The 20,691-nt window shown below is 52.4% G+C and carries 14 protein-coding genes and 1 tRNA gene; 11 read left to right on the top strand and 4 right to left on the bottom strand.

Annotated features, from left to right (window positions below):
• Positions 1–20: 20 nt before the first annotated feature.
• Together ACKI61_RS09985 and ACKI61_RS09980 are read right to left on the bottom strand one after the other, a co-directional pair.
• A tRNA-His gene (locus tag ACKI61_RS09985) sits at positions 21–94 on the bottom strand.
• An 81-nt stretch (positions 95–175) separates the two neighbouring features.
• Entirely contained in the window at positions 176–541 is a 366-nt protein-coding gene (locus ACKI61_RS09980; RefSeq protein ID WP_407457578.1) for a hypothetical protein, read from the bottom strand.
• A gap of 67 nt (positions 542–608) precedes the next feature.
• Here ACKI61_RS09980 and ACKI61_RS09975 point away from each other — a divergent pair, with 67 nt between their 5' ends.
• Positions 609–1,532: a ComEC/Rec2 family competence protein gene (locus ACKI61_RS09975; protein ID WP_407457577.1), complete on the top strand. Its 924-nt coding sequence runs from the start codon at positions 609–611 to the stop codon at positions 1,530–1,532.
• Here ACKI61_RS09975 and ACKI61_RS09970 read toward each other — a convergent pair.
• Positions 1,522–2,283 carry an acyl-[acyl-carrier-protein] thioesterase gene (locus tag ACKI61_RS09970; RefSeq protein ID WP_407457576.1) on the bottom strand — a complete coding sequence of 254 codons (762 nt, stop codon included), beginning with the start codon at positions 2,281–2,283 and terminating at the stop codon, positions 1,522–1,524. The genes ACKI61_RS09975 and ACKI61_RS09970 overlap by 11 nt on opposite strands.
• A gap of 49 nt (positions 2,284–2,332) precedes the next feature.
• Here ACKI61_RS09970 and aroA point away from each other — a divergent pair, with 49 nt between their 5' ends.
• The 3 genes from aroA to dacB are packed head-to-tail and all read left to right on the top strand — an operon-like array spanning position 2,333 to position 7,416.
• The gene (aroA, locus tag ACKI61_RS09965) at positions 2,333–3,664 is read left to right on the top strand and encodes a 3-phosphoshikimate 1-carboxyvinyltransferase (protein WP_407457575.1); all 1,332 of its coding nucleotides are present in this window, start codon (positions 2,333–2,335) and stop codon (positions 3,662–3,664) included.
• A 42-nt stretch (positions 3,665–3,706) separates the two neighbouring features.
• Positions 3,707–5,275, top strand: coding sequence for an extracellular solute-binding protein (locus ACKI61_RS09960; RefSeq protein ID WP_407457574.1), 1,569 nt, complete (start codon positions 3,707–3,709; stop codon positions 5,273–5,275).
• Between the two features lie 5 nt (positions 5,276–5,280).
• Positions 5,281–7,416 carry a D-alanyl-D-alanine carboxypeptidase/D-alanyl-D-alanine-endopeptidase gene (gene dacB, locus ACKI61_RS09955; RefSeq protein WP_407457573.1) on the top strand — a complete coding sequence of 712 codons (2,136 nt, stop codon included), beginning with the start codon at positions 5,281–5,283 and terminating at the stop codon, positions 7,414–7,416.
• Positions 7,417–7,477: 61 nt separating this feature from the next.
• Here dacB and ACKI61_RS09950 read toward each other — a convergent pair whose 3' ends face one another.
• Positions 7,478–7,954, bottom strand: coding sequence for a hypothetical protein (locus ACKI61_RS09950; protein ID WP_407457572.1), 477 nt, complete (start codon positions 7,952–7,954; stop codon positions 7,478–7,480).
• 55 nt (positions 7,955–8,009) lie between these two features.
• On the opposite strand from ACKI61_RS09950, the gene dxr reads away from it, so the two are divergent.
• The 7 genes from dxr to ACKI61_RS09915 all read left to right on the top strand — a co-directional run bounded on the left by dxr (position 8,010) and on the right by ACKI61_RS09915 (position 20,691).
• Positions 8,010–9,158 carry a 1-deoxy-D-xylulose-5-phosphate reductoisomerase gene (gene dxr / locus ACKI61_RS09945; protein ID WP_407457571.1) on the top strand — a complete coding sequence of 383 codons (1,149 nt, stop codon included), beginning with the start codon at positions 8,010–8,012 and terminating at the stop codon, positions 9,156–9,158.
• Positions 9,159–9,286: 128 nt separating this feature from the next.
• Complete coding sequence (locus tag ACKI61_RS09940; RefSeq protein WP_407457570.1) at positions 9,287–11,122, top strand: glycoside hydrolase family 9 protein; 1,836 nt, start codon at positions 9,287–9,289, stop codon at positions 11,120–11,122.
• Positions 11,123–11,301: 179 nt separating this feature from the next.
• Positions 11,302–14,229, top strand: a complete 2,928-nt coding sequence (locus tag ACKI61_RS09935; RefSeq protein ID WP_407457569.1) for a glycoside hydrolase family 44 protein — start codon at positions 11,302–11,304, stop codon at positions 14,227–14,229.
• Between the two features lie 107 nt (positions 14,230–14,336).
• The gene (rseP, locus tag ACKI61_RS09930; protein ID WP_407457568.1) at positions 14,337–15,716 is read left to right on the top strand and encodes an RIP metalloprotease RseP; all 1,380 of its coding nucleotides are present in this window, start codon (positions 14,337–14,339) and stop codon (positions 15,714–15,716) included.
• A 176-nt stretch (positions 15,717–15,892) separates the two neighbouring features.
• Positions 15,893–16,444, top strand: a complete 552-nt coding sequence (locus ACKI61_RS09925; protein ID WP_407457567.1) for a hypothetical protein — start codon at positions 15,893–15,895, stop codon at positions 16,442–16,444.
• Positions 16,445–16,455: 11 nt separating this feature from the next.
• Positions 16,456–19,722 (top strand): hypothetical protein, encoded by a 3,267-nt coding sequence (locus ACKI61_RS09920; RefSeq protein ID WP_407457566.1) that lies wholly within the window; start codon positions 16,456–16,458, stop codon positions 19,720–19,722.
• A gap of 111 nt (positions 19,723–19,833) precedes the next feature.
• Entirely contained in the window at positions 19,834–20,691 is an 858-nt protein-coding gene (locus ACKI61_RS09915) for a hypothetical protein (protein WP_407457565.1), read from the top strand.

Below are 20,691 nucleotides of genomic sequence, written 5' to 3'. Positions count from 1 at the left end.
TTCGCAGGGTCTTTTTTAAGGGTGGGTGACCGGACTCGAACCGACAACATCCAGAATCACAATCTGGGACTCTAACCAATTGAGCTACACCCACCATGAGTGTGAGCCCAAATATAAAAAAGCCACCCCAAATTTCAAGGGTGGCATGTCAATTTTTTTCGAAAAAGTCGTATTTTTAGCCGTTTTTAAGCTTGGACGTCAGGCGCAGGAAGTTTGCGCGCCTGAAATCATTGCGGTGTTCTTCGCAGAAGCGGGGGTAAATGTACTGTTTCGGGAACACGCGGATGGTGAACATTTCGTTGCAGCCTTCGAGGCAGCACTTGAAGGTGAGATCCATAGATTCCGTGTAGTTGTGGCGGAAAATGATGTTCTTGGACTCGATGTTGTCCACATCCTTTTTCTGCTTCTGGCGCTGCTTGATGTCGCGGTGCAATTCGCAGTACTTGGCGATCGGGTGGCCCCAGAATTCGCGGCCGCAGCCGGGTTCTTGACAGACTTTCAGCTTGATACGCTTTTTCTTCTTGTACTTGGGTAATTGCATAAAAAACCTCGCGTTATGGGTAAATATAATAAAAAACGGCGTATATATAAAGAGGAACCTCTTTTAGATGAAGGATTTGCTTATGGTTTCGTATCGAAATGCCAATGGTTGGGTGTTCTTCTGGGTGTTTATTTGCGGCTTGGCTTGGTCGGTGGCCCTGGGAATCCTGTTTTCGGGCTGCACCTACGAATCTTCGGGGAGCGCCGATCCGGAGCCTGTCCGGGTGACTTTTTTGGATGTGGGGCAGGGGCTTGCCGTGCTGCTGGAAAATGGGGGACGGTTTGCGCTGTACGACACGGGTCCAGATTCAGTGGGGGTGGTCGATTCCTTGCTTGCCCGCGGGATCGATTCGCTTTCCTGGATTCTCTTGAGCCACGGGCACCGCGACCATGTGGGCGGGTTCCTGGAGATGGGGGCGGCGGTTATGGCGGGTCGCCTGCACATAGGGCGCCTTTTGGTGGGGCCCGATACGGCATCGACTGCCATCAGCGACAGCGTGCTTGTGCTTGCTCGGCGTTTGGGACTTCGCGTCGATACGCTTGTGCGCGGGGATTCGGTCTGGTTTTCGGACTGCCTGAATCTTTCGGTTCAGTGGCCGCCCGAATATGGCCGCTTTGGCGAAAACCGCGCAAGTGTCGTGATGAAGGTCTCGCTTGACCAGGAGAGCGAAGCCTCGCTTCTGTTGACGGGCGACCTGGATTCGCTTGGGGAGCGCCTCCTACTCGAGCTCTCGCCGAAATTGTCTGCGGAACTGCTGCAGGTAGGGCACCACGGTTCCTCGGGAAGCAGCACGCTTCCGTTCCTGTCGCAGGTTTCGCCTCGGTTTGCGGCGGTTAGTGTCGGAAAGGGCAACCGCTACGGTCACCCGACGGCAGAGGTCCTTCGAAAGCTTGAGCTTGTGACAGGGGACTCGTCGTCGGTGTTCCGCACCGATTTGCACGGAAGCATCGCTTTTGAAATGTGGCCCAATGTCGGCGTCATTACCCGCTGAAACCGACTCGCGCCTGAAAGTGGCAGCGGTTCGCGGTCGGGGTCTTTTCCATGTCGGCGTTCATTCCGAAGAATACCGCGTGGTGGTTGGTATCCTTGAAGCGGATGATGTCGACTCGGCCGCCGAGCGGCACCTGGTTCACGAAATTCAGCTGGAGCGAGCGGATTCCCCTTTCCTTGATTTCCTGCTTGGAAAGGCAGTCCATGATCCAGTCCACGTAGCGGCAGTGGTTCACATGGTGGTTTACGTCGAGGTCGCTGTTCCGGGCCTGTTCCGTATAAACTAATCTAGGGTCTTCGCCCATCGGCAAAACCTGGAGCATTTCAGGGAGCGCACTCTTTTCGAGCTGCACCGGGAAGGGGTAGGGGCTTCGCGAAGGGTTTTCGGCATAGCCCGTCTTCAGGTTCACAAGGATCCAGGACGAAGTCCCTTCGGCAAGGGCGTGGCCCTGGCTGTCGACGACGGCGTAGTCCTTGAGAACGACCTTGTCCTTGTAGATTTCCTTGATCCAGGTGGACACGCTCAGGGTTTCTCCCATGAGCGGCGTGTGGTTGAGCCGAACCTTCATGCGCGTGATGGCGGAAGTGTAGCCGGCCTTCATCATCTGCCATATTCCAAAGCCGTTCCGTTCGGCATCGGCGATGGCCGCTTCTTCCATAAACTGGAACAGGCGCGACAGCTTGAGTCTGCCGTGTTCGTCGCAGTCCGAAAAGCGCACGGTAAATTTGAGGTCGGTGATTTCGCTTGTCATTTGGAACTCCGTTTGGTCTATACTCTATTTAATTTATAAATTTACGCCTATGGAAGAACCTTTTTTTCGCCCCAATCATATTCAGATTCCCGCATTGTCGTCTTATGACGGAGAACTTCGCGTTCCCGGCTCCAAAAGTATTACGAATAGAGTCCTTTTGATATCGGCCTTGGCCGAAGGTACGACGCGTCTGCATAACCTGCTGAAAAGCGACGATACCCGTTACATGGGCGAGGCTTTGAAGTCGCTCGGGATCCATGTGGAAATGTCCGAGGACTTTACCGAGGCTGTTGTCGAAGGTAACGCCGGGCCGATTGACGCTCCTTCGGAATTGCTCGACGAAGGCAAATCCTTCGACGGGCTCTACCTGGGCAATGCGGGAACGGCGATGCGGTCTCTGTGTGCGGCCCTTGCCCTTGGTCGCGGCGTATTTCACCTGAGTGGCGAAGAACGCATGAAGGAACGTCCCATCCGAGACCTGGTGGATGCCTTGCGCTCGCTGGGAGCTGATATTGACTACATGGAAACGGACGGGTTTCCGCCGGTGTGCATCAATGCCCACGGCTTAAGGGGAGGTTCTGTTTCGGTTCGCGGAAACATTTCGAGCCAGTACCTGACGGCGCTTCTGATTTGCGCTCCCTATGCAGAAACTCCTCTACACATCCATGTAGAAGGTGAACTGATTTCTGCCCCGTACATCCTTTTGACTCTCGATGTCATGAAACATTTCGGTATCGAGGTGAAGCATAGCGACCTGACGAATTTCTATGTGCCCAAGGGAGTCTATAAGTCTCCGGGCGACTACATGGTCGAAGGTGATGCGAGCTCTGCGAGCTACCCGCTTGCCGCAGCTACCATTGCAGGGGGCCGCGTCCGCGTGCTCGGCGTGGGTAGCGATTGCCGTCAGGGCGATGTCGCCTTTGTAGAAGTCCTTAAGAAAATGGGCGCTACGGTGACGATGGGGCCCGACTGGGTGGAATGTGCGGGGCCGCAGGGCAAGCTCAAGAGCCTAGGCGAGTTCAATGCAATAGAGATTCCCGATGCGGCGATGACGATTGCGGTGCTTGCGCTGTTTGCCGATGCCCCGATGACGATTTCGGGCATTGCGAGCTGGCGCGTCAAGGAAACTGACCGCATTGCCGCGATGGCGGCAGAACTCCGCAAGGTGGGCGCCGAAGTCCGCGAAACGACCGATTCCATTACGATTACGCCGCCGGCAAAGCTGCAGCCGGCAACCATCGAGACCTACAATGACCACCGCATGGCAATGTGCTTTAGCTTGGTCGCTTTAGGTGGCGTTCCGATAAAGATTATGGACCCTGCCTGCATCAACAAGACCTATCCGAAGTATTTCGAAGACTTCTTGCGGATTGCAAAGTAAACTTGTTTGTATATTAGTTATGTTGTCGTAAGAATGGAGCCTATGTTGAGAAGTCTGTTTGGCATCGTGTTTGCAATGGTGTTCGCTCTTTGCGGAGTGAATCGTTCCTATGCCGTGCCAGAACTTCGCGCCGCGTCCCCGATGCCCGATACGCTTATGCTGTGGGTAATGGACCAGGATATCAATACGGGCTCCATCTTGCAGAACCTGATGCAAAAGTATACGCGCCAGAGCGGCCAGCCTGTCAAGATTCGTTTTCTGGATTGGAGCTCTGCATTTGTGGAACTCAACAAGGTGCTTTCGACCGAAGCTCTCCCTGGCACAGATTTCCCCGATGTCGTGCAGCTCGGATCGAGCTGGGTCCCCTACTTTGCCAAGGCGGGCCTGATTGCTCCGCTTGGCGACCTGCTTGATGCGGTCGACACTAGCCGTTTTTATCCCGAGGCAATGAAGTCGGCGCACATTGGCCGTGACATCACGGTATATTCGCTGCCCTGGTTCCTGGATGTCCGAGGCCTCTTTGTCAACGAGCGCCTTTGGCTAGAGCTTGGCCTCCATGATAGCGAAATTGAAACCTATTCGCAGTTCTTTGGTGTGCTGCGAGCCGTGGCCGAGGCCAAGGTGGTCAATGGAGATGGTGTGCCTGTGGTTCCGTTCGAGTTCGGCGTCAAGGATGACTGGACGGGCTACCAGCAGCTCTCTCCCTTCCTCTGGAACTTTGGTGGAGATTTCGTGACGGAAACGGAACAGGGATATCGCAGCGCCCTGGTGGATTCTCTTTCTCTTGTGGGGCTCCGCCATTATTTGAAGCTGCTCTACGATCAGGACATATCGCCATACAACCTTAAGGAAAATTCCAGCGAAGCCGCGAATCGTTTTGTACGGTCTGAGCAGCTGATTCTTTTTGGTACATCGGAATTCATCCGCAAGGTTGAGTTTGATACAGAAGTGGGAGGCCTCAAGGAAAGTCCCCTTGCTAAGGACGGCTTGATTTCGGTGACGTCGCCTAAGGGGCCGGTCGGCAATTTTACTTTTGTCGGCGGTAGCCACCTGACGCTGCCGAAGAACGCGAATCCCGCAAAGCGCGCAGCGGCCCGTGATCTTTTCCTGTTCATGGTTCGAGCCGACAATATCGACTATTACTCCAGACAGAGTGGATTTATTCCTCCAGATGGAAGTCTGATTCGCATCTGGATGCAGGATTCTCGCTATAACAACTTGATCAATGGCCTGGAACACAATGGCCGCAGCTGTGAGAACATTCCCGAGTGGAGTGAAATCGAAATGGTTGTCAATGACATGGTGAATGCGATTGCCAGAAACATTGCCCGGGGTGGTTCCGATGTTCAGCGCATGACGGCAAGGCTTGTCGTGGAAACACATGAAAAAATCAATGGTATCCTGAAGCACAAGGAGTCTGCTGTAAAGGACCTTTCGTCGAAGGTGGAAGAGTCTTTGATGCAACCTGTCGAAGAGATCAAGTATGCTAAGGATTTGGGCGTTCCTGAAAGAAACTCCGAAATCAGTTTGCGTCTGGTGATTGTCTCCGCTTTGGGTGTTATCGCGGTCGTGTTGCTGTTTGTCTATATCGTGCGTGTCCGTAAACGCTAGGGCTTATGCAAAGAATTTTCTGTTTTATCTGTCTGTTTGCTTCGCTTGCCCTGGCTCATTTTGAACTGGATTCGTTCCAGGTGTATGTGGATTCGATGGTTCCTGGTTCGCGTTACGGGCTTTCGATCCGTTCCGTGAAGACGGGCCTTGAACTGGGTAATATCCGTGGTGTCGAAAAGTTTACCCCCGCAAGCACCTTGAAGACGCTTACCACGGCAACGGCGATTCATTACTTGCCGCTCGATTATGCTCCGCAGACAGAAGTCTCGTTGAATGGAAGCGTTCAGAAGAGGACTTTTGTGGGAACGGTGAACATCCACGGCGCGGGGGATCCGAACTTTTCGGGACGCTACTACGCCGACCCATTCCACATGCTCTATGCCATGGCGGATTCGATCCATGCGCTAGGAATCGATTCGATTGCGGGCGAACTGGCCTTGGACACTAGTTACTATGCGGGCCCGTGGCGCGCAGAACACTGGCGCAAGAATTTTTACGATGCGTGGTACGGAGCCGAAATCGCTCCGCTCGGATTTAACGACAACTGCACGATGATTCGCTTTAAGCCCGGAGCAAATGTGGGGGATACGGCCATTGCAGAAATTCTCCCCGATGTGGGCTACGTGGTTCTGAAAAATGAAATGCTGACGGTTCCCGGCAAGAAACGCAAGTGGACCTGGGCGCTGGATTCCGCAAAGCCAGAAATTACGATTGGCGGGGCCATTGGAATAGGCGTAGATTCCAGTCAGTTGGTGCTCCCGGTGCGTAATCCGATTGCGTACTTCAAGGCGGCCTTTATCCATGCGCTCAAGGAACGGGGCGTGGCGTATGCAGAAAAGAAGAATGTCGCTGCGGGAATTCAGATTAAGAATTTTATGTTTACGGCGGCGCCGCTTTTAAGCATTCTTGACGAAATCAACCAGCGCAGCCAGAACATGCATGCAGAGACCCTGTTCCGCAACATGGGTGCACAAAAGACGGGCAAGGGCAGCGTCGAAAGTGGCCGTGCCCTAGAAATGAAGTTCCTTGCCGAGATGGGCTTGGATTCCGCCGACTTTGAAGTGTGGGACGGCTGCGGGCTTTCTCCAAAGAACAAGGTGAAGCCCTCTACCGAAACTGCGCTGCTTGCAAAGATGGCGCGCCACCCCAAGGGCCGCTTTTACATCAACAGCTTTGCAGGCCCAGGCCTAGGTACGGGTGGCAAGCGTATGCTGGAATTGCCGTACCCGTGGCTAACGCGCTTCAAGACTGGCTTTATCGGCGAGGTGCACGGACTGGTAGGGTACATCTATGCGCTCGACGGCGACACGCTTGCTGTGGCAATGTACCTGAACGAAACAGGGAAAAATTCCGATGCGCAGCTCAAGGATGTGCTGGACACCTTGTGGACCCGCCTAGTGCTCAAGGCGAACGACAGCTACGCCTCGCTGATGAAGATGAAACAGATGTGGCTCTCGGCGCAGAACGTGGCGGGACTTGCCGCAAGGCTCGAATATTTCTCCCGCATGATGAAGGGAACTCCCTATAGGCTTGGTCCCATGGGCGAGAGCTACCTGGATTCGATCGAGAACAAGCCGATTGTCTACATGGATTCGGTAGATTGCGTGACCTACTTGGAACATGTGCTTGCGATGGCGATTGCTCCGAATGAAAATGCGATTGCGCCGTTGCTTCAAAAGATTCGCTACAAGGATGGTATCATCGACTATGTTCACCGCAAGCATTATCTGCTTGCCGACTGGGTCGGCGAAGGCAAGTTTGCCCGCGTGATGCAGGTGCCGGGAGACACGGTTGTCAAACGCACTATGCCCAGGCAGAGTTTCTTCAAGGCGAAGAAAATCAAGTTCAGCACTCCCGATGCTCCGATGGATTTGCGCTACTTGCCATACGACCGCGCCGTGGAACTGGCATCTAAGCCCTACGATGGTCCGCTGATGGTAACGGGTGTTGCCTTTGTCGCCAACATGGATAACCTGGATGCGACTCATACAGGCTTTGTTGTTTTCCGCGACGGAGAACTGCCTGTGCTGCGCCATGCCGCCTTCAAAAAGCGGGTGCTGGAACTTCCGCTGAAGGACTACTTGGCAAGCCGCAAAGGCAAACTTCCGGGAATCACGCTATTCGAATTCCTGAAACAATAAAACAAGTGTGCTTTCTTTGTCATGCCGGGCTTGACCCGGCATCTCCTTTTATAAGTCGCGATTATTCGCCTAAGTCAAACGCAAGAATCGCGACGAGTTCGTGCTCGCCCGCGTTAGTGTGCTCGCCGCCTTCATTGCCTTCTGTATTTGGGCCTTTTTCGAACAAAGTCCATGCATCTGGCATCCAGCCGTAGGCAGCCATGGTGAGTTCTTTGCCGATGGCAATTTCGGCGGCTTCTACCTCTTCCCAGCGCACGGGACCTGTTGGCGCTTTGTAGTAGCGCAGCATTCCGAGCGCTTCCATCGATTCGGGATAGTTGTCTACCAGCTGGTAAACGCAGTCCTTGTAGCTATCGCCCTTCAGGCGAATTACGCGGTAAAGCCGCTTGTGGCCTAGGAACTTTGAAAGGTCGCCGTGGTGAACGTCAATCCTGGAACCTTGCCCGAAAAACGTCATGAGCTCGCGGAAAATTTCCGAATTCTCTTCCATGAACGGGGAGAGCTTTTTAATCAGGGCGTTAACTTCGTTTGCGAGCATGTTTAAATTATAGATATTTTTTATCTTTTTAGCTGTATAAAAAAGAGGCTTCAAAATGAAAAACGTAGTTCTTCTCGGTGCGACCGGTTCTATCGGTACTTCTAGCGTCGATGTCATCCACCAGCATTCCGACATTTTCAATCTTTACGCCGTTGCCGCCAACAGCAGTGTGGCCAAAGTTGCCGAAATCGTGCGCAAGTACAAGGTGGAACGCGTGTGCATGTTCGACCCGAATGCAGCGAAGGAACTCGAGAGTGTACTCGGCATGAAGGTGCTCGTGGGCATGGAAGGCCTTTGCGAACTCGCTGCCGACCCGAAGGCCGATATCATCATTAACTCGCTGATGGGTGCCGTGGGCTGCCTCCCGACCATTACCGCTATCGAACACGGCAAGCATGTGGCTCTTGCAAACAAAGAAACCATGGTCATGGCAGGCCCTGTCATTTGGGACAAGCTTGCCGAAAATCCGAAGTCCTTTATTACGCCGATCGATTCCGAACACAGCGCCATCTTCCAGTGCCTCGAAGGCGGTAAGCGCGAACACGAAGTGGAATTCCTCGAAATCACGGCATCCGGTGGCCCGTTCCGCGAATGGCCCATTGAAAAGTTTGAAAACATCACCGTGGCAGATGCCTTGAATCACCCGGTGTGGAGCATGGGCAAGAAGATTACCATCGACTCTGCCTCCATGATGAACAAGGGCCTCGAAGTGCTCGAAGCTCACTTCCTCTTCCACATTCCGTATGATCAGATCAAGGTGGTGGTTCACCCGCAGTCCATGGTACATTCCTTGGTGCAGTTCCGCGACGGTTCCCTCATGGCCCAGCTCGGCGCTCCTGACATGCGCATCCCGATTCAGGTGGCGCTCACGTGGCCCGACCGTCTGCCGCTCGATACCAAGCGCATCGACCTGCCGACGCTCGCGAAACTGACCTTCTTCGAACCGGACTTCAACAAGTTCCGCTGCCTTGCTTTGGCATTTGAAGCGGGCCGCCGCGGCGGTATCGTGCCTTCGATGATGAATGCCGCGAACGAAGTTCTCGTGGACGCCTTCCTTAAAGGTAACCTCAAGTTTACCGACATTCCGCGCCATGTGGAAACCATTATGGCCGGTGCTCCGAACGTGACGGGTCACCTGACGCTCGACCAGGTGCTCGAAGCCGACGCCGAAGCCCGTAAGCTGACTGCCGCGTTGATCAAGTAGCAAATAGCGAAAAAAGCGCAAAATAAAGCGCAATGGGTACACTTGTGTCCACTTTTGGGTTCAAAGGTGGACGTTTTTCTTGTTTTTTAGGGTAGATTTATGGATGTACTAAGAAAGGAGTGCCTGAGATGACCAAATTTGGCTTAAAACAGTATGTTCCTATGACGATTGCGCTGCTTTCGCTTTCGACGGCGGCTTTCTCTGCGACGGCCTACATCAACCAGGTCGGTTACCGTTCTGGCGATTCCAAGGAGTTTGCCTTGGTCGATGGGTCCGGTAATGTTGAAATTGTCAATGCTTCTGGTTCTACTGTCTTGACCGTGACTCCAGGCGAATCCTCGACTTGGGCACCGAGCGGGCAGAATGTGCAGCTGGTGGATTTCTCGGAATTGAAGACTCCCGGTACATACTCTATCAAGGTGGGTGGACAGGTGCTCCGCTCGGACTTGAAAGTTACAGACAAGCCTTTTGAAGATGTGGCGAAGGCGAGCCTCAAGTGGTATTATTACCAGCGTGCCTCCATGGCTCTTGAGGAAACTTACGCGGGCCAGTGGAAGCGTGCAGCGGGCCATACGAACGAAACTGCCCAGCTCCATAAGTCCGCCGGTTCGGGCTCGCTCCAGTCGAGCAAGGGCTGGTACGATGCCGGTGACTACGGCCGCTATATCGTGAATTCGGGCATTACCACCTACACGCTCCTTTCTTTGTACGAGCACTTCCCGGATTATTTCAAGACGCTCAAGTGGAACATCCCTGCCGATGGAAACCTGCCGGACCTGCTTGCCGAAATCAAGTATAACCTGGACTGGATGCTTACCATGCAGGCGAGCGACGGCGCAGTTTACCACAAGCTGACCACGCTCCAGTTCCCGGGCGACGTGATGCCCAATAAAGATACGGAACAACTCTATGTTATCGGTAAGGGTACTGCCGCCACGTTTGATTTTGCTGCCGTGATGGCCGTGGCCGCCCGCGTGTACAGGCCCTTCGATGCCTCTTACGCAGATAAGTGCCTGGAGGCTGCCAAGAAGGCCTATGCCTGGGGTGCACAGAATCCGAATGTCAAGTTCAACAATCCTTCCGATGTCGGTACGGGTTCCTATGCCGACGGTTCGCTTGGCGACGAGAAGGACTTTGCCGGTACGGAACTTTTCGTGACTACGGGCGATGCCTCTTACAAGACTTCCGGAGCATCTCACAACCTGCCGGGCTGGGCCGACGTTTCGGGCCTTGCTACCTACGGCAAGGCGACTCATGCCACTGAATTTGGTAATGTGGCTCAGGTGGCGAAAGATACGTTGCTGAGCGTGGCCGATGATTTTGAAGCGCGCTCTACGACAGGTTTTGGTGTCGTGATGGGCGATAACGACTTTTACTGGGGTTCCAACTCCGTGGCCGGTAACCAGGGCGTGTGGCTTTTGCATGCCTACTACCTGACTGGCGACAAGAAGTACTATGTCGCGGCGACCAAGGTGCTCGACTACCTGCTCGGCAAGAACCCGCTCGACATGTCCTTCCTGACGGGTTATGGCACGAAATCCCCGATGATGCCTCACCACCGCCCGAGTACGGCTGATGGCGTGAAGGACCCGGTCCCTGGCATGATTGTTGGCGGCCCGCAGCCCGGTGGCGAAGACATTGGCTCCCAGACCTGGGAATGCAAGGACTACAGGACAGGCAAGCCGGCGACATCCTATACGGACAACCGCTGCAGTTATGCGACAAACGAGGTGGCGATTAACTGGAATGCTCCGTTTGCCTACCTTGCGGGTGCTATCGAGGCCATCAACGCCGGGTATGCTCCGAGCTTTGCTGTGGATGGCGTTGCTGCAGGAATTGAAGCCCGTCCGCTTTCTCGCAGGGCCAAGGTGAGCGATGCTCCGAAGCTTCGCTTTGTAGACCAGAAGCTCTACATCGAAAAGAACGGCAAGCGCTTCAACCTGAATGGCCACAGAATCAAATAGTTGCGACGTCATTGCGCAGAGCGCATGACAGGTTCGGCTCAAAAATGAACAAGTAAACTTGTTCGCTGTATTCGGCTCCCACGTCATTGCGAGCTCCATAGGAGCGAAGCAATCTCCCATTGGGCAAAATGCTGGACATAATCTGGCATTTTTCGTTATATTTACCCTGAGAGGTTCCTATGAAAAATCGTTTTGTTTTTGCCGCTTTAGCGGGGCTTTCTCTGGGTTCCGCCGCGTTTGCCGCCCAGAATGTCATCAAGGTCGATGACTTGCATCCGGGTGTCGTCATCAATAAAGAAAATATGATGTCTGCGGACCTCGCCATTTGGAATCCGCCGAGTCGTTATTACGATATGACGTCTGCATTGGTCGATGGCGGTTACACGCTGTTCCGTTTCCCGAATGGCAGCCTTTCCAATGATTACCACTGGAATGGTATCGGTAGTTACGATAGCACGGGCCTCTGGACCGCCGACGAGAACAGGTGGGCACGCGGTTTCTTGGGCGAAACGATTTACCGCGGCACCACCAAGGACAACTACGGCTTTGTGCGTCGCAGTCACCTGGCTGACGGCAATATGGAAACCATGTGGTGGGGCGAAATCCTGGACCCGGTGGATCCGCCTTGGGTCGTAGTGGAATTCCCCGAAAAGGTGAATGTCGATTCTTTGGAAATTAGCTGGGGAACGCTGCGCCCGAAGGCTTTTGAAATTGCCTATTGGACCGAAGATTACGCCGAATATCCGGGTGTGCACCAGGCGCTCGAAAACAAGTTGAAGCTTGAAAAAGTGGTCAAGGTGAATGGTGCGACTACCAAGTACAAGTCTAAATTCCGCAGCCGCTATGTGGCCATTCGATTCAAGACTGCTGATTTGCCTAGCAAGGGCGTGCAGATTCGCGAAATGAAGCTTTATAGCGGCGAAACCGACTTGCTTGGCGGTAACAACTACAAGTTCTACGCGATGTCTACCCGCAATGGCGACAAGGCCCGCACCGATTGGACCGACATCAAGTGGGATTTTGAAGAATTCATGAAGTACATCAAGACGCTCCCGAATGCCCGTGCGGTCATTTGCGTGAATGCGGGTACCGGAACTTCGAAAGAAGCTGCCGCCTGGGTGCGTTATGCAAATAAAGTAAAGGGCTACAACATTAAGCAGTGGCAAATCGGCAACGAACTTGACGGCGAATGGGAAGAATCCGGCCCGATTTCGGCAAGGCATTATGCTGCGCGCTACCTGGAATACGCCCGCGCCATGAAGGCGGTGGATTCTACAATCGTTCTGCACGGCCCGCTGTTCAGCACGCATAAAATGCAGCAGAAGGGTGCCGGCTTGCTCGATGGCAAGTACTGGATGGAAGAATTCTTGCGCATTGTGGGCGAGGCCGAAAAGAAAGACGGCAAGCGTTACCTCGATGTAGTGGACTTGCACAATTACCCGTACTGGACGCCCAACGATCCGAAGCCTGCCGATATGCTCAAGGCCATGCTCGATGTGGGCCCGAACATGGATACGCTGAATGTATGGATGAAACGTCATCTCGAGGGCGAACGCGGCGTGTTCCTTTCGGAATTCAGCACCTGCGTGCAGGGCTTTAGCCTGCTGATGGATTACCCGCAGGCGTCCGCCGTGGCAAGCATCTTTGCTCAGCATGCCATGCGCTTTGGAAATCGCTTGCAGGTGCTTCCGTGGGATGCTTTCGGCAACTTGTTCAAAGGCCCCGATGACACTTGGGGTACCATCAGCATGACGGCTCTTGTAAAGGAAGGCTCCTGGAATTATTGGAAGTCTCTGGAGCCGACGGCGGAATACTACGGCATTTACATGACCTACATGGATTTCCTTGAAAATGGCTATGCGGTGTTGCCCGTTGAAAGTTCGACTTCTGATGTCGCCGCCTATGCAATTGGCAAGGGCGATTCTGCCCGCGTGATGATTGTGAATTTGTCTGAAACCCCGCAGGTGGTGCAGATTGACCGCGCAAGCGTTTCTGCTGCAGGTGACGCGACCGAAGTTGGCAAGGGTGATCTGGTGCGCACGCAGGTCGAAATCTTTGGCGAAGATCAGTTCAAGTGGGTGGGCACGTCGCAGAAGGCGTATCCGTACCCGAAAATGGGCCCGAGCGGCCGCCGCATTAACCCGAGCAAGAGCAAGGACATTACGGTGCCGCCGTTTGGACTCGCTGTTGTACAAATTAACCCGCAAGTGACTTCGGGCGAAGCTGCCGCGGAACCCAAGGTGTTGGCTGCGGCTCTCGAAAAGAAGGTGCTCCTTGCAGGTGACACGCTCGACCTGTTTGGAACGGTTGTTCAAGAAAATGGTCAACTGATCGGATGTGTACTCTCGATTCCTGAACTTGGTATTTCAAAGGTGATTACTCCCGATGACGGCAAGTGGAACGCTTCTATTGAAAGTTTCCATGTCAAGGTGCCCTTCCCGGCCAATGTTAAGCTGGGCTCGGCGACGGCCGTGTTGAAAATTTCCGGTCTTGGTAAGAAGTCATCGGTGTTCAAGATTCCGTTCCGTATTCGCGGTGCCTACCGCACCACCAGCGTGATGCAGAATTACGATAACGGCATCGATGCGGTCGACTGGTTCCCGGTCGCAAACGGAGACAATGCGACGACCATCGGCGCGAAGGTCTTTAACGGAGCTCCTCCGCACGGCGGCTTTATTCGCCACGACTTCATGATCGAACAGCCGCCTGCGCAGGGCTGGCCGAACTTTGCCGGCGCCTACTACGTGATTCCTGAAGAAGTTCACAACTCGGTGGGCATCGTATTCGACTACGCCACGAACCACAGTAATCCCGACGGATACTTCGAAGTGCAAATCGCAAGCGAACAGGTCAAGGATTACGACGAATTTATGGTGCGCCTTAAAAATACCCGCGGTTCCTGGGTGCGCGACACGCTCATCTGGGAAAACATGACGCAAGAAGGCTGGGGTAAGACCATTCCGCAGCTTGACCCGAAGCAAATCAAGAACTTCTCTTGGCGCGCCCGCTACAGTGGCACGGGTTACATCAGCCTCGACAACATTTACCTGTTGCAGGAAGACGGCACCGAAGTCCCGATGCCCCGCGGCTTGAGAAGACTACGCTAAAATTGTCATGCTGGATTGGTCTTAACAGCCACTTGCAGCTCTGCTGCATAGTGGATGTAATCCTCGGAACGGGGACGGCATCTCCTTTTTTATTAAATTTACTCTTGATGGAATCGATATTCAGTAATGTCTTGATGTTTGTTCTCGGCCTTATCGGTTTGAGCTTTTTGGTGACTATTCACGAACTGGGCCACTTTATGGTGGCCAAGTGGAATAATGTCAAGGTGAATACTTTTAGCATCGGTTTCGGAAAGAAACTTATCAAGTTCCGTCACGGCGAAACGGAATACTGTATTTCGGCGATTCCGTTTGGTGGCTATGTGGCCATGGCGGGCGAAAACCCGGATACGCTCAAGGAAGGCCAGGTCCCGGACGAACGTGATTTTGTGGCGAAATCGGTGGGCGCTCGCGCAGCGATTGCATTTGCGGGCCCGTTCATCAACATTGTCTTTGCGTTTATCCTGCTGATGGTTCTTTATATGGTCGGCGTCGAAGAGCCGGCAACGAACGATTTGATCGTGGGCTTTGTCGCCAAAGATTCTCCGGCCGTAACCGCAGGCATTCAGCCGGGCGACACCATTACCGAAATCAACGGCAAGCCCACTCAGGGCTGGGATGATTTCCGCGAACAGATCGGCGTAAGCCTTGGCGCGAGCGTTCCGCTTACCGTGCACCGTGGCGGCGAACCGCTAACGATTACGGTAGTCCCCGAAGAACTCGTGATTCCCGCGCAAGATTCTACCAGCTCCGAAATTGCGATGGGCATTGGCGACATCGGTATTTACCCGCGCAACCGCGTGATTGTACGCTTGCCTCCTGTAGCGGGCTCTGCAGCCGAAAAGGCGGGCCTTGCCGTGGGCGACACCATCTTTGAAATTAACGGCGAACATATTTCCCGCTACGAAGAAGTGGTGCGCATTATCGACGGCAGCAAGGGCGAACCCGTAAACATTACCGTTATCCGTAACGGCGATACGCTTACCAATTCGCTCACGCCGGTTTACAACGAAGATTACAAGCGCTACATGGTCGGCATCCAGATGGGCTATGTGCTCTTCCGCGAAACAAAAATTGTGCGCCGCGGTCCTGTGGAAGCCTTTACGAAAACTTGTGCGACCAGCTGGAAAATGACCACGAGCATCTTCCGCTATTTCAAACGCATGTTCCAGGGGCAGGTGAAGGTAGATGCGTTCTCCGGCCCGGTTTCGATTGTCGCTGTGATGGGCAATGTGTGGATGAGCGGCTTCCAAGACTTTTTGATGTTGCTCGCCCTCATCAGTATTAACTTGGGCGTTATGAACTTGCTTCCGCTCGCGATTACCGACGGCGGCCTCCTCATGTTCCTCGGTATCGAAAAGCTGCGCGGCAAGCCGCTTTCCACCAAGACGCAGACGGTCATTCAGAATGTGGCTGCCGCGTTCTTCATCAGCTTCTTCGTGTTTATCACGATTCTAGACTTCGGCAAACTCTCGCTGTTCTTGAAATAACGTCTCCATCCTTATCAAAGATGTCAGAGCGCAACATCCAAGTTGTGCTCGTTTTTAATTATTCATAAAAATAATTGATTAAAAACTAAAAAAATGTGCATTTGACGATATCAATTTGGAAGAATATATTAGGGATGTTAAAGAACAAACTGTGAAACCTTAACAAAGGAGTCAACATGAAAAAATTATCCGTTACATTCCTTGCCTGCCTTATGGGTGCTTCCCTGGCAGTTGCTGCGGGTGACAAAGAAGCTCCCCGCGTAATCCGCGTCACCATGAACGACGGAACTATCCACGAGTTTCTGGTGGAGTCGGTGCAGAACATGACTTTTGACGCGAACGAGGAGGACAGCTCCTATGTGCTGCCCGATACGCGCGAGCCGGAGCCCAATCTCACCGATGAAGAAGACAATCCCTATGTAAAGTCACGCCCGTCTACTCCAAAGACTGAAAAGAAGGTGGTCCCGGTAAAAACGGAACAGCCCGTAAAGGTGACCTTCAATGCCGACAAGCAGACGCTGGAGTTTTTCTCCGAACAGGGCGGCGATGCCCGCTTTTACATGATGGACGCCATCGGTTCGACGGTGGTCAAGGGCAATGTCTATCTCTCAAAGGGCTCTACCGTTGTTCCGGTCGAGAACAAAGACCTCAAGAGAGGCAGCTATGTCGTCAAGCTGGTAATTGGCGGCAAAACCATTCAACAGAATCTGACGGTTAACGCCAAGTAAAGGAGCTTATCATGTTTACGAAGTATTTAACGGCAACGGCGCTGACCACCATGTTCGTTGCACCTTATGCATTGGCTGGTCATGCGAATATTCAAATCGGAGAAGACTCCGTGTATACCGCTGGCCTTGTGGGCCTCGATTCCATTACCTTCCCCAAGACGCGTAATATGGACGGCGACACCTTGAATATCCAGGGATTTGGACTCAAGGCGTTCAAGCCGATTGCTCTGAAAAATGTCAAGGGAATGACTTTCGACTCCCGTTTTGGCGACAACGAAAAGTTGAACCTGAATGTGGCCAGTACCGCGTTGAAGGGCGCCTATTCCTTCAACCTTTCCGATGTGAAGTCGGTGGAGACTGCTGAGGTAGATCCTTCGCTGGACAGCGATAATGACGGCATTCCGGATTACGAAGAAATCTTCAACTTCAAGACGAATCCCTATGCCAAGGATACCGATGGTGACGGGTTTGACGATGCCGAGGAACTCTTCGAACTCTTCAATCCCGAAAATCCGGCGCGCTGGAACCCCAATGTGGCGGACTTGCCCAAGCTGGATGTGCGGATGTCCATGACCCCGACCATCAACCTTATCAAGGAAAAGTCCTCGCAGAAATCGGAATCGGTTACGATTGCCAAAGGTACCGAAGTTTCCAGTGGCTCCGAAATCAGTAAAACTGAGGAAAGCAGCGCAGAACTGATGCATGGTTGGGAAGTCGGATTTGAAGCTGGCTATTCTTGGGAAACAGGCCAGAATGGCGCGCATCTTACCCTCCATGCCAACTATTCAGGCTCCTATACAACCGCTACGGGCTTTTCTAAAACCGCAGCGGAATCCGAGTCCTTGACGAAATCCTACAACGAGGAAACGGAAAAGGCCTTGGAAGAGGGAGAAACCATCAGTGGTGCGGAACTTTGCATGCAGGCTGAGATTTCCAACCCGGGCGATGTTGCCTACACTGTCGAAAATCTGGTCCTGACGGCGAGTATCCACACCCTCGAAGGGGAAGTGGTCATTGCGGATCTTTCCATGGACGATGGTGTCAAGACGATGACGCTCAAGCCGGGTGACAAGAAGCAGCACCTGTTCTGCAAGAGCGATATTCCCCTGGACAAAATCGAACCGCTTATCTACAACCCCGGTTCCATCTTCCTCTCGGCAAGCGACTACAAGATTACCCTGGATAGGAGTTCAGTCGGGATGACTACCGATTTTACGGAGGCATACACGAAAGTGGCTGGGACGACGGCTAGGGTGACCTTTGACAAGGGCGTATATTATACCGATCCGAAAACTCGCGTTCTGGACTATAGGGTTTCTACAAATTTCAAGGTCAATAGGAACGCGAATAACAAGAGAAACCTCCGTGCTCCGGTTTATCTGTCTGAGCTCCTGGACATTCTCCAGATGGACTTTGAACAGGACACCGTGTTTGTCGGGAAGGACAAACGATTTGGCCTAATTACGCTGGATGACGTAGAAAATATCGTAACGAAGGAAGATACCGCCGCGTGGTTTGTAACCGTGAGCAAGGCCGCTACGCCGGAAAAGGTGACCATCTACTCCGTTGCCATCGGAAACTTCGACATCGATTCCATTGTGGTGGGTGCCGGTGACGTGGTGCAGTTCATCTTCAACGAAGATCGTGATCACGATGGTGTTCCTGCCAGCATGGAAAAGCTCCTGGGCACAAGCGACAACAACAAGGATACTGACGGCGACGGAATCAGCGATTTCGATGAAATCAACGGCTGGACCAAAAACGGAAAGGGACCCTTTGTGACGGACCCGACCCTGAAGGACACCGACGGAGATGGAATCGACGACAGTAAGGATGAAAACCCGCTCGCCCGTCCGGTATCTTCGAATTCCGTTGTCAATACCTGGAGCTTCTTTGATGAAGCGCAGAAACTGGATGTGGAGTTCCGCAAGGAATGCAAGAAGAACGGAACTGCATGTGCTTCCAATGGGGATTCGCTGATTACCACAAAGGAAATTTACGGACCCCAGGCTACGGTGAAGCTTTCTACGGTCGATCCGGTAAGTGCCAAGGAAGGTGTGGTAGTGTTCAAGAATGGTGTCCAGGTTCCCGTGATGCCAAGCGGAGTGAAGGGTGCTGGAAAATATGCCGAAGCCAGGAACTTTAAGTTTACCGTAGATAAACTGGTTCCGTATGAAACGGCAGAAGTACAGGTGGTGGTGACTGCCGAAAACGGAAAAAAGACCACCTACTACCTGAATATTCCGTCGAGCCTCAACACTCCCCGTAACATGGTCCTGGGGCGCAATGCCGAACGCAATAGCATTATCGTGAACTATATTCCTGATTCTTCGGATACGCGCATCTTGGGATTCGCCGTGGTGCGTGCGGAGTATGACAAGATTGACGATGATGTGCATGCGTTTGAACATGTCGTTGCGAAAACTGCAAGTACGATAGCTAGCATTTTCGGTAAAGGCTCAAAGAAAGACGAGCCGAAGGTTCAGCCGAACAATAAGATCCTGGAATCCTATGTTAAGAAGCCCACTACGGTGCAGCCCAAGGTCGGTGACAACTGGGGTAATGGTATGACCGTAGTTGCCCTGAACGGCCGGAACGACAAGTTCTTTACCGACAAGGTGGGTGGCGGAAGCCCCTACTACACCTACCGCGTGTTTGCCTATGCGTGGGACGGAAAGCAGTATGTCTTCTCCGAAGGCTCCGATGCCAAGACCCGTGCTGTTGGACGTGTCAAGATGAAAATCCAGAATGTGGGTCACGGAACCGAATACCAGTATAAGGCCGGTGAAGCCCGCGTGGACCATGAGCTGAAGGGCTTGTTCAAGAACGGAGACCGTAATCTGCATGAATACAAGTATTACTTCTGCAGGGGCGGCAGCGTGAGTAAGGGAAACACGATCCATTACGAAAGTAAGTCCGATTCCAAGATAAGCAAAGACGACAATGCGGTATCGATGGATCAGGCCAAGTACACCTACGATATTGGACGTGATGGACTCACTCTGTACTTGAGCGTGCGCGGTCAGGGTGTCGGAACCAATTCGCAGACCGTCGAATGGCCCTACGAAAAGATCGCCCAGTCGTTGAATAAGGTGGCCGGCGTTGCTACAAGCAAGAGTGGCGATGCTCCCAAGAATGACTGGATTGAATCCAAGTTCAACTTTGGAAGCAAGGGCGTGTCTTACTCGGGAAGCGATGCATGCAGCGGTACCTGCGGCCATGAACCTCGTGGCGGACTGAAATTCAAGTTCAAGTATGTTTGGAACGACGAAGATTAGTAGTTGCTGATTCTTTGAAATGAAATAATCCCTCATCCGTTTGAAAAAACGGATGAGGTTTTTTGATTTTGTCAATTGTATTAGATTGAAAATAAGTTATTTTATTGAGGTATGGGAAACTTTGCTTTTGCCGCTTCGAAAAAATGGATAATCGCCATTTTACTAGGAATGGGAATATCCATTGCGTGCAATACAAGTTATGTGCGTCTAGAATTCCCTGAAGATATAATAAATGGTGAATGGGAAGGACTTGATAGCTATCAAGACTCTTCTATGTCTAAGATGTGCTCGTCCTATATTCCTTCGTGGTGGTTTTTGGGGTTTGAAGGCGTTGATGCTCTTCCCTCTGTTTTGGATTCTAATATATTTATAGTCAATTCGTGGGATGCTGACAACATATTCTTATTCTTTGCGTTTTCTCAAAGTGAACATACGATTGTCGATGTAATAAAAGATGAATTTTATCATTACCAAGAATGTGGGTATATCGCATATTCAAAAGAAAAACTGGATTCGATGTTTGTTCAAATGGATGAAACTCTTGGAACTTTAAAGGATGGAAGTTTTGTTTGGTATGAATATCCTTGTAGCGCTGATTATAGAACTCGAAATGAGTTAGTGGGAATACATTTTGCGCAAAGTTTCTGCTCCGATGCCTCTGCATATTGTCCTTGCTATCGTAATCCTTCAACTGGAGATGAGGATTCTCGTCGCGTTATTGATTCGGTGTACAATGCTAGGTGTAAATCGGACGGAATGCGCAATGTCAGTTTAACTGGAGCCGGAAATAAAATTGTTGTTGACGCTGAATATATTCAAACGCCTAACCAATTCAAAAATCACACGTACTATTTAATGGATGTGCAAGGCCGCGTTCTTGAACAGGGAAGACTTGGTTCACGGTTAAAGCGACCCAAACAACCAGTTGTTTTGCAGATTGTCGGTGCAAAACCGATATTTGTTAAGTGA

Origin of the sequence: Fibrobacter sp., from assembly GCF_045601785.1 — a bacterium.
Classification (GTDB): domain Bacteria; phylum Fibrobacterota; class Fibrobacteria; order Fibrobacterales; family Fibrobacteraceae; genus Fibrobacter.
This window is presented reverse-complemented; position numbering and strand designations above follow the sequence as displayed.

What these genes read in the sequence shown, in the direction of transcription:
- ACKI61_RS09980 (WP_407457578.1), bottom strand. Translation starts at nt 541, where the DNA reads ATGCAATTACCCAAGTACAAGAAGAAAAAGCGTATCAAGCTGAAAGTC.
- ACKI61_RS09975 (WP_407457577.1), top strand. Translation starts at nt 609, where the DNA reads ATGAAGGATTTGCTTATGGTTTCGTATCGAAATGCCAATGGTTGGGTG.
- ACKI61_RS09970 (WP_407457576.1), bottom strand. Translation starts at nt 2,283, where the DNA reads ATGACAAGCGAAATCACCGACCTCAAATTTACCGTGCGCTTTTCGGAC.
- aroA (WP_407457575.1), top strand. Translation starts at nt 2,333, where the DNA reads ATGGAAGAACCTTTTTTTCGCCCCAATCATATTCAGATTCCCGCATTG.
- ACKI61_RS09960 (WP_407457574.1), top strand. Translation starts at nt 3,707, where the DNA reads ATGTTGAGAAGTCTGTTTGGCATCGTGTTTGCAATGGTGTTCGCTCTT.
- dacB (WP_407457573.1), top strand. Translation starts at nt 5,281, where the DNA reads ATGCAAAGAATTTTCTGTTTTATCTGTCTGTTTGCTTCGCTTGCCCTG.
- ACKI61_RS09950 (WP_407457572.1), bottom strand. Translation starts at nt 7,954, where the DNA reads ATGCTCGCAAACGAAGTTAACGCCCTGATTAAAAAGCTCTCCCCGTTC.
- dxr (WP_407457571.1), top strand. Translation starts at nt 8,010, where the DNA reads ATGAAAAACGTAGTTCTTCTCGGTGCGACCGGTTCTATCGGTACTTCT.
- ACKI61_RS09940 (WP_407457570.1), top strand. Translation starts at nt 9,287, where the DNA reads ATGACCAAATTTGGCTTAAAACAGTATGTTCCTATGACGATTGCGCTG.
- ACKI61_RS09935 (WP_407457569.1), top strand. Translation starts at nt 11,302, where the DNA reads ATGAAAAATCGTTTTGTTTTTGCCGCTTTAGCGGGGCTTTCTCTGGGT.
- rseP (WP_407457568.1), top strand. Translation starts at nt 14,337, where the DNA reads ATGGAATCGATATTCAGTAATGTCTTGATGTTTGTTCTCGGCCTTATC.
- ACKI61_RS09925 (WP_407457567.1), top strand. Translation starts at nt 15,893, where the DNA reads ATGAAAAAATTATCCGTTACATTCCTTGCCTGCCTTATGGGTGCTTCC.
- ACKI61_RS09920 (WP_407457566.1), top strand. Translation starts at nt 16,456, where the DNA reads ATGTTTACGAAGTATTTAACGGCAACGGCGCTGACCACCATGTTCGTT.
- ACKI61_RS09915 (WP_407457565.1), top strand. Translation starts at nt 19,834, where the DNA reads ATGGGAAACTTTGCTTTTGCCGCTTCGAAAAAATGGATAATCGCCATT.